The organism is Candidatus Arsenophonus triatominarum (assembly GCF_001640365.1).
Lineage (GTDB): Bacteria > Pseudomonadota > Gammaproteobacteria > Enterobacterales > Enterobacteriaceae > Arsenophonus > Arsenophonus triatominarum.
On record NZ_LWMI01000089.1, the window covers coordinates 1 to 5,172 of the forward strand.

The following is a 5,172-nucleotide window of genomic DNA, read 5'->3' on the forward strand; positions in this document are numbered from 1 at the left end:
CCGCGTTGAATCCGGTTGCGGTGATATGACATGTCCGTCGTAGATGCGCTTTCACCCCTGCCCCTACCACCGATGGAGTTCATAGATGATTTTCATCGGCATGGACTTCCTCAGCATAGTTTTTGACTCGGTTTGCTGAGCTGATCACGTCGCCTTTACTCCACTGCTGGCAATCCGTGACAACCGATCCGTGTACAAACGTGAGGGCGTTGCTGTCATCGCCCTCATCTGCAACGTCAAAACCGAGTCGTTTAGCCCCCGTTGTCAAAAACCCCAGTTTGATATGGGCATCAATGGCCGCCTGTACCCATTCGGCGGGAATTAAGATACCTTCAACAGACGCCTGATAGTTCAAATCCAGTTCCTGCGCCACAATGACCGGATTATCGATTTTCAGGCACTCTTTTTCGTACCATTGTTCATCTTTACGGGGGTCATTGCGCCAGTGAAAGGTAAACACCGGAATACGTCCACTGTGGCGTTTTTGGGCAAAAGGATTGTCCATCCCATTAACCGAACTTAAGTCAATGCGGCAGCGGGTAGTTTGCGATAGGGCAGCATCAATCAATAGCGGACGAGGCAAAAAGGCGGCTTCGTCGACGAAATAGAGTGTCGTCCGGTCACCCGTCCAATATTGTCCCCCGCTTCACCCTTGATAATGGCGCCGGTGTTTGGAAAATTGACCCGCATATAAGGCGCGTGTTTTTTCGCTACCCAGCCTCCCCGAAACTCTTGCGGTAAAGTTTCAATAAACTTACGGGCTTTCCAGAACAACGCTTTCGGGTCACCGGTGCTGTCAACATACTCTTCTTTGCGGGAGCCAAAGCCAATTACCATCTCTTTATTAAAGAGACATAAAGCGCATGCGAGTGCAATTGACGTCCAGCTTAAGCCCATTTCGCGGCTTTTTTCGGTAATACCGTTTTCACGTCCTTTCCAGCGTGTCATTATCCAGTCAATCCATGCTTCCTGTTTCGGGAACAGCAAAAAAGGAATAGTCACCGGTAACCCGTAATCGACATTTCGTGGGTCTGTCGTCATGCCCCAGTCAATAATAAACTGCGCGGGATTATCCTTATAAAATCGGTTAATCGTTTAAAACTTTCCGGCTGCTGGCGTAACCGTTGTAGACGCTCATCGCGCCACTCAAATACCTTAAAATAATCTGGTTTTTTAAAGTCAAAAGGAAAAGGTAACGGCATAGGAATTTGTCCGGAAAAAAGCGACTCAAAAAATATTTTGCACATAAACGTGTACATAAAAATACAAAAAATGGGGTTAAACTCATATAATCAATTGATATTAAATAAATATTTAAATTTAATATCATTTATAACATAAATAAGTAAGCGATTTTAACCCTTTACCCATCAGTTTTTGGTACGCTTCTGCGGCCTCTTCTAAAGTCATTTCTCGAGTAATTGCATTTTGCGGTAGTATATCTTCTGGTATAGGGCTACCTTGCAATTGCTTAATTTCCAGTAATAAGGTAGTTGGTATAGGAATGCCTTCTATCTCTAAAAATTGCGCGGCCTCTAGTGAAGTGATTTCGGCTGATTTTTTTCGCTCGAGTATCGATCTTAAGTATTCTTTTTGTTGATGCTTTTCATCGTTAAAGAAGACTTCATTGATCCCCATCTTTTTGTAAACGGCAATATCATTGTGACTAGGCAATACTTCTTCTATCGTTGTCGTTTCGCCGTCTGCCGTGGTTTTAATAATTTTGCGTTTTCGGATTTTGGTGTTTTGCCTTGCTGTTTCTGCTAGCTCTTTTTTCAAAATGTCGGCCGCATGATGAAAAGCATGATCAAATTCGTAATAATCCTTTCGCCAATTTCTAATCGTTTTTTCATCCACATGCAGCCATTTTGCAATGAAATGATTTGATACTTTGCCTTTCACCAAAGACAGGTTGATCACGTCATCAATATACGCTTTTTTATATTTAGCTTTCCCTGACATGACAACCTCTTTTTAACCTTTGTGCAACATTCGTAAAATTAGCCATTTTGGGTGCGGACTTATTTTGCGGAAGTATGCGAAAAAAATCCCTCTTCATGCGTTGTTATTATTAGGTTTTCCAATTTTTCAAAATGCGGAAGTATGACTGCGGAATTATGCGTTTTTGGCTATTCTGTAATTTTTTACCTGAATCCCTTTGATGTAAAGCAATTAAGGTTTTAACCCCATTTACCTTAATGATTAAAAAATGAACGCAAATGTTAAAAATTTAACTCAAAAATTGACCCTGAAAATCGACCGTAAATATTTGAGGTGGTCTCAATGTTTTTATGACCCAGCATTTTAGAAATAACATGAATATCATTCCGTTTTTTGATAAGACGTACCGCTGCAAAATGCCGTAAGTTATGAAATTTCCCAATCCTGAATTTTTCCAGTAATTCCTTAACAATTCCTGTCGTACTGTAATTTAACGACAGTCTTTTCACTGATTGACTGACAATTAATGGTTCATGTAACCCAAACTTGTTTTTATCCAATAGCGACAATAACCCTTTTGGCATCGGTAACAATCGCTGAACGTCAGCTTTTAAGCCTTCAATAACACCGTTTCGTGTTACATGTTTTGAGATATTCAAATATTCCCCTTGAATATCGCTATAATCCAATGCCAATATTTCGCTTATCCGAAGCCCAATCACCGATGCCAAGATGAAGGCAATCTTTTCTCTGACGGGCGCTTCTTCAATCATCCTATCCACATTCTCAAACGCCGGAATGAAAATAGGCTTTTCCCCTTTTCTTTTCAATTTTGGAATTGGACTGACACCAACATTTCGCATTGCTTTCAGCAGCAAATAGGCAGAATGCAGATGTTTAAGCGTATTTTCCGGTAAACCGTTAAATTCACTCGGGCGAATATTCAACGCCATTTTTGCTTGCAACGTTTCGTCAATCGAAAACAAGGCATGTTTAATCGTATCGAGCGAACTTTGCCGTAAATGCCCCGTTTCACACTGAAAGACCTTTTTCCCCACATAAAACTGAATCAACTTGCGAAGATGCCAATCTCGGCATTGCTCTTTTTCTTTTGCCATCATCGCCAAAAATCGCTCAGATTCGCTCAGAAAAAGAAAATGGCAAGCAGCTTCCCGCGTTTTAAAGCTTTTATGAAATCGTCCTGCTGGATTTTCGTAATGCACACGAAAACCCTCGCTATCATGGCGAGTTTTGACTTGTTTAATTGAACTCATTTGCGATTATCGCTTTGTTGTTAACCTGGCCACAATTTTTGCTTGATTAAGACAATCTTCTATCATCTTGCCTCTTCTACTAGCTGCTGTTTGCGATAATAGCGGATGGCTTCAACGGGTGGCTAAGCTGGCGACAGAGGTAGAAAAGCCCAGCTTGATTAACTCGGCCTTAACATTGGCTTCGATGAATTGCTCAGGAGTCATCCTTCTAACCTCATGCTTCCACCAATTAAATCAAGGGGGATTTGAGATAACTCCATTACTGTTTTTTCAGCTTTTTTAAGAATGGGTAAATCATCTTGACGCTTACGTAATCGACGACCAGCATCCGAAGAGTCTTTATCAGACTCTTTTCTGGCTGTAGCAACAATATTTTGTAATTGCTCAATAGTAAAAGCTAATCCTTTATTTTCTTCCAACTCCGTCATGTAGTCATAGATTTTAGCCTGTAACTCATAGCTGTAACTCATTGCCATTAGACAGGCTTCACGTTTTGGAAATCGGTAAATTTTTCGAATAGACTGGGCACCGTTTCCAGTGGTGAAAATATCATCAGCTAAAAATTTAGCAGATGTTTCTCCAAGAACTTTGGGTACTTTTGCCATAAAATTATTGTGCTGTAACTTGCGATATTTTTTGCAAGGAAACGTTAATCTCTCTGCTTCCGCTTTTGATTTCCGCTCCGCATTAATATAGTCCACCATTTCCAGACTGGTCATTGTTGGCATTTCTGTTACTAAAAAATTGTCATTTTTAGTTGTTACTAATTTCATCGTACTTTTCCTTATAGAAAATCGAACCTGCGCGCACAGAACAGCCGCCCCACAGAAAAGCACCATTTTAAACGGCGTTCTTCAGGCTCGACTTTCTATAAGGTTCTGTGTTTATTGATGCGCGTGCGTGGCGCTGAGATTGTTAAGATTTGAACGTGCCAATGACCGATTCAGTGACACTGTGTTTTGATGTACTGCTGTAGATATTCCGTCTGCTTTTCGTTCTCAGCTATCATCGCTCTGAGACGGAAATAATCTTCTCGAGCTGCCTTACTAAGTTGTGGGTGGCTTCATTATGTCGGCTCTGGGTGGTAGCGGTTTTGGGTATTGGACACACGGCATTGACGTGCAACTGCTTAGTGCCAGCACGAACAGCATCATTGAGCTTAGCAATTTCAGCTTTGGCATTATTTAATTTCTCGTGTGTTGAATATCGAGTTGGTGCAAAGAATCAATCTTTTGCTGCTGTAATTTCACGGCTTCAATTTGTGCGCGATATTGCTGTTTTAATGTTTGGTAGTTTTGCCTGATGGTTTGATAACGGGAGTTGATAAAAATAAGTGAGAGAATTAACCCTGCAATAATCACTCCGATAAATGAGTAAGGTCGCCATAACATATTACGCTCTCAATTTCCCGACGGGTAATTAGCCCTTTCCAGACTTCGCCTTTCACATAAACCCACCGCTTCATCTCATCACATGCCCCTTTTCGGTCATTGTTGTTGAGCTTTTTGAGCAAGGTCGATTTGGCAAAATTACCCACGCCCACGTTATAAGCAAATGAGTAAAGGCTGCCTGTGTTAGCGTGTGATATTGACCTTAATCAACGGGTCAACATAACGTTTAACGGCTTTAAATCGTCATTAAGCCACTTATCGCAGTCTTCTTGCGTGTACATCCGGTTACGCACAATATCCTTGCCTGTATGACCATAACAAACAGAGAGTACACCACCTCCATCGAAGTAAGGTTTAAATTTTAATCCTTCAAAATGCGTTATCATCGTTGAGGCTAAAAACAACGCACTACGCCCGTTGCGCATCAATATTTTTTTCGGTATCTTCATACTGACGTTCCTTTGAGTCTGTACTCCTTTTTGCGGTAGTACACGTTGATAAAAAATGTCCCTATCGTGCAGACAATACCCATCAGCTACCACTGCTCAAGGGTAAAAAAATCAAAA

General features: G+C 41.2%; 5 protein-coding genes and 3 pseudogenes. All 8 read right to left on the reverse strand.

Annotation, left to right across the window (positions count from 1 at the left end; genetic code table 11):
• Positions 1-204: 204 nt before the first annotated feature.
• A pseudogene (locus AYJ55_RS24050) lies at positions 205-1,202 on the reverse strand (terminase large subunit); the annotation flags it as partial.
• A gap of 124 nt (positions 1,203-1,326) precedes the next feature.
• Positions 1,327-1,962, reverse strand: a complete 636-nt coding sequence (locus AYJ55_RS24060; protein WP_063658176.1) for a hypothetical protein — start codon at positions 1,960-1,962, stop codon at positions 1,327-1,329.
• A 260-nt stretch (positions 1,963-2,222) separates the two neighbouring features.
• Positions 2,223-3,215, reverse strand: a complete 993-nt coding sequence (locus AYJ55_RS24065; protein ID WP_063657707.1) for a tyrosine-type recombinase/integrase — start codon at positions 3,213-3,215, stop codon at positions 2,223-2,225.
• A gap of 200 nt (positions 3,216-3,415) precedes the next feature.
• The gene (locus tag AYJ55_RS24070) at positions 3,416-3,988 is read right to left on the reverse strand and encodes a hypothetical protein (protein WP_063657676.1); all 573 of its coding nucleotides are present in this window, start codon (positions 3,986-3,988) and stop codon (positions 3,416-3,418) included.
• A 170-nt stretch (positions 3,989-4,158) separates the two neighbouring features.
• A pseudogene (locus tag AYJ55_RS30255) lies at positions 4,159-4,382 on the reverse strand (lysis system i-spanin subunit Rz).
• Between the two features lie 17 nt (positions 4,383-4,399).
• Complete coding sequence (locus tag AYJ55_RS30260) at positions 4,400-4,606, reverse strand: hypothetical protein (protein WP_162505862.1); 207 nt, start codon at positions 4,604-4,606, stop codon at positions 4,400-4,402.
• Positions 4,573-5,055 (reverse strand): annotated as a pseudogene (locus tag AYJ55_RS36605) (lysozyme). The gene AYJ55_RS30260 and the pseudogene AYJ55_RS36605 overlap by 34 nt, the downstream one beginning before the upstream one ends.
• Positions 5,052-5,138, reverse strand: a complete 87-nt coding sequence (locus AYJ55_RS36610) for an HP1 family phage holin (protein ID WP_425393850.1) — start codon at positions 5,136-5,138, stop codon at positions 5,052-5,054. Before AYJ55_RS36610 ends, AYJ55_RS36605 begins: the two are co-directional and overlap by 4 nt.
• Positions 5,139-5,172 lie beyond the last annotated feature (34 nt).

What these genes read in the sequence shown, in the direction of transcription:
- AYJ55_RS24060 (WP_063658176.1), bottom strand. Translation starts at nt 1,962, where the DNA reads ATGTCAGGGAAAGCTAAATATAAAAAAGCGTATATTGATGACGTGATC.
- AYJ55_RS24065 (WP_063657707.1), bottom strand. Translation starts at nt 3,215, where the DNA reads ATGAGTTCAATTAAACAAGTCAAAACTCGCCATGATAGCGAGGGTTTT.
- AYJ55_RS24070 (WP_063657676.1), bottom strand. Translation starts at nt 3,988, where the DNA reads ATGAAATTAGTAACAACTAAAAATGACAATTTTTTAGTAACAGAAATG.
- AYJ55_RS30260 (WP_162505862.1), bottom strand. Translation starts at nt 4,606, where the DNA reads ATGTTATGGCGACCTTACTCATTTATCGGAGTGATTATTGCAGGGTTA.
- AYJ55_RS36610 (WP_425393850.1), bottom strand. Translation starts at nt 5,138, where the DNA reads ATGGGTATTGTCTGCACGATAGGGACATTTTTTATCAACGTGTACTAC.